Raw genomic sequence first — 3038 nt, forward strand, 5'->3', positions numbered from 1 at the left:
CCGAAGCCACCGGTCAGCTCGGCTACGCCCTCGACGGCCACCAGCGCGGCGGCGGAACAACCGCCCGGAGTGAACCAGCAGTGCACCGGCAGCAGCGGCCCACCCGTATCGATCGCGAGCTTGGCCGGGCCGGCAGGCATGCAGGCCGGTTCGCCGAAGAAGGTTACCGGCACGCCCGCTCCGGTCAGGTCACGCTCACCGAGGAGTCCGACGAACCGTCCCTCCCGGATCCGGGCGGTCAGCTGTTCGAACGGTGGAACTGTGCCACCGGTGAGCGGGATGATCTCGAAACCCAGGCCTTCCCGGAACCGCACGAAGCGGCGGAACAACGATTCCGGTTGCAGCCGCTCGGCGACGACGGTCGGTGTGCCGATCCGCTGTACGATCCACACTCCCGCCAGGTCCCAGTTCCCGCTGTGCGGAAGCGCCAGCACTGCGCCGCGCCCACGCGCGACGGCCTCGTGGATGTGTTCGAGACCGGTGGCCGCGGAGTCGATGGTCTCGGCCAGCCGTAGCGGATCCATCGACGGCAACCGGAACGCTTCGCACCAATACCGCGCGTACGAACGTAGACTCGCGCGCACGAGTTCGTCGGGCACCTGAGCGGGAGTGGTGGACAACACCCGAGCGAGGTTGCGTCGTAATTGGATCGGCCCGCCGTTTCGGGCCGCTCGATCCGCAGCCATCTCGAACAGGCGCCTCGCCGGTTTTTCCGGTAGCGCGCATACCGTCCACCAGCCGGCGGCGTACGCGAGGTCCCAGGCTCGATCCTTCATGCGCATCGAGTACCCCGAACGCGGAGGTCGACAACGATGACCATCACGACGGGCGCTGCGCGACGTTCATCCGATCGGCCACCCCGGGAGTCGTCCTGCTTCCTGCCACTTACGGTCCCACCGAGACAGTCTCTGCCGGTTCATCTCGACGTGGACGCCGAACAGCGTGAGCGCGCATGCCACGGTGCCGAGGACGAGAATTGCCAGAGCCGCACCGAGGGCCGCGAGCGCGTTCTCGATTCCGGTGCGGGGAACCGGCATGTAGTCACCGGTCTCGTCGACCCAGATGCGTACCGTCTCCCCTGCACGCCCGCGGGCTTCGAGTCCCACGCGGCCGATGTGCTCGACGCCGTCGACCTCCCACCGGGCGAGTGCCGGACCGGGCGACGACGAGGACTCGACCAACGGGTTGGGGACCGACGCTTCGTCCGGATCGTCGTCGAGAACGAACGCCGGTACCTGCCGTCCTTCGGCCACCTGCTGATGTGACTGTTCGCTGAACTGCGCATACGACACGGTCCCGACGACACCGGCAACGGGCACCACCAGGAGCATCAGACCCACCAGGAGCATGAACGCGACAGCTTCGACGCGGTCGATTCCGCGCAGGAGCGGATTCGCGCTCCATGGCCGCAGACGCCACCACCGCACCGCCAGGGTGTCTTCGCGGATCATCACACTCTCCGGACATCGAGCTCCTGCCCCCGAGTGTCGATCGTGCGCGCCTGTAGATGTAGTGCCGAAGGTCGTATCCCAACCGGGTCCACCTGCAACGATCGAGGGACCTCGGTAACGAACCACGCCCGCCCGCGAACAGAAAATCCGGCTGCCCGCAGATTCGCTCTGCCGACAGCCGGATTCGGTGTGCCGTATCCAGTTTCACCTATCCCATGGGCTGGGCGGCCGGTGCCTCGCGCGACAGGATCGGAAGCCGCGACGCGAACGGCAGAAGCACCACGACGACCAGCGCGACCATCAACACGCCGAGCGCCATGCCCGACAGCACGTCGTGGACATAGTGCACCCCCACCGTCACCCGGGAGAAGGCGAGCACCGCGGCGAGCGGAGCGACCAGCCAGATCAGACGCGGAGCCGCGAGGACACACGCCGTGGCGAACGACGCCGCGATGACGGAGTGGTTCGACGGCCAGGACCAGTCACCCACCTCGGGGCATTCCAGCACCGTCTCGATCCCGAGTGCGCGACACGGTCGCGGCTCCGTCACCACGAGCTTGACGAGTTCACTCGACAGGTAGGCACCCACGACACCGATACCGCCGACGGCGAGGGTGCCGAAGCTGCGTCGATCGTTCCGCCACAGCCACGCCGCGAGCACACCGGTGAAGGCGACCAGGACGAGCAGCCCCCTGTCGGCGACGAGACCTGCGAGCGGTCCGAGGAAGGACCCCTCGACGGTCTGAGCGACGGACAGATACAGGCGGTCGCGCATCGGTACCGTCGCCGCCGCGAGAAGAGTCAGCACGAGCGCCACCCCTACGGCAGGGATGAACATCGAGCGGACCAACCGCGGGGATACAGGAGGTGAACTCTCGGTGACGACCATGACCGAATACGCTATCGCGCCACCTTGTCCTGCGGCAGACCGGCTGGTCGGGCGGGGTGACGGGGAGCTTCGAGCCTGCGACGCGTCCCGTTCCGAGACGACTGCTGGCCGGCGGATGAAGCGGCTTCTGCCTCCCGCCCGGGCGATAGGCTCGCACGCGTGTGGCGAACCTGGATCCTCTCCGCAGCGATGGTGGCCGTCGCGGCGGTCGTTCTGCTCACCGGCGCATTCGACGTGACCTCGGTGGTGACGGCAGTACTGCTCCTCGTCTTTGCGTGGGTCACCTCTCCCCTGTTCTTCCCCCATCACGTCGACGACGCGACCGCCCGTCGCGACGCCGCAACCCGCGGCGTTCCGGTGGTGTACTGGCGCCCGGGGTGTACGTTCTGCATCCGGTTGCGCGCCACCCTGCGCACTCGCGCGCGTCGCGCGATCTGGGTGAACATCTGGCGGGATCCCGCTGCGGCCGCTCGGGTCCGGGAAGTCAACGGCGGGAACGAGACGGTGCCGACGGTGTTCGTCGGCGACGTGTCGCATACCAATCCCGACCCACGTTGGTTTCGCGATCAACTGGTCTGACGAGCCGACCCCCGACACGAACGAGGTCCCGGTCCGGGGGTGTTCGCGGCCCGCATTTTTGAAAACCGGGAGGCGGGCCCCCCGCCCCCCGGGGCCGGCCGGTAAGCGGAAACAAGGCG

At 67.9% G+C, this 3038-nt stretch carries 4 protein-coding genes; 1 reads left to right on the forward strand and 3 read right to left on the reverse strand.

Annotation, left to right across the window (positions count from 1 at the left end; translation table 11 throughout):
* The 3 genes from A5767_RS15180 to A5767_RS15190 all read right to left on the reverse strand — a co-directional run.
* Window positions 1-782: phosphatidylinositol mannoside acyltransferase (locus A5767_RS15180; RefSeq protein WP_064852616.1), on the reverse strand; the 782-nt coding region annotated here is incomplete at its 3' end.
* Window positions 783-842: 60 nt separating this feature from the next.
* A complete protein-coding gene (locus A5767_RS15185) occupies window positions 843-1451 on the reverse strand; it encodes an Rv1733c family protein (protein WP_064852617.1) in 609 nt (202 codons plus the stop codon).
* 208 nt (window positions 1452-1659) lie between these two features.
* Window positions 1660-2340, reverse strand: coding sequence for a phosphatase PAP2 family protein (locus tag A5767_RS15190; protein WP_231913196.1), 681 nt, complete (start codon window positions 2338-2340; stop codon window positions 1660-1662).
* A gap of 159 nt (window positions 2341-2499) precedes the next feature.
* On the opposite strand from A5767_RS15190, the gene A5767_RS15195 reads away from it, so the two are divergent.
* Window positions 2500-2919 carry a glutaredoxin domain-containing protein gene (locus tag A5767_RS15195; RefSeq protein ID WP_006552091.1) on the forward strand — a complete coding sequence of 140 codons (420 nt, stop codon included), beginning with the start codon at window positions 2500-2502 and terminating at the stop codon, window positions 2917-2919.
* Window positions 2920-3038 lie beyond the last annotated feature (119 nt).

It is taken from the genome of Rhodococcus sp. 852002-51564_SCH6189132-a, assembly GCF_001665495.1.
GTDB lineage: Bacteria > Actinomycetota > Actinomycetes > Mycobacteriales > Mycobacteriaceae > Rhodococcus > Rhodococcus pyridinivorans.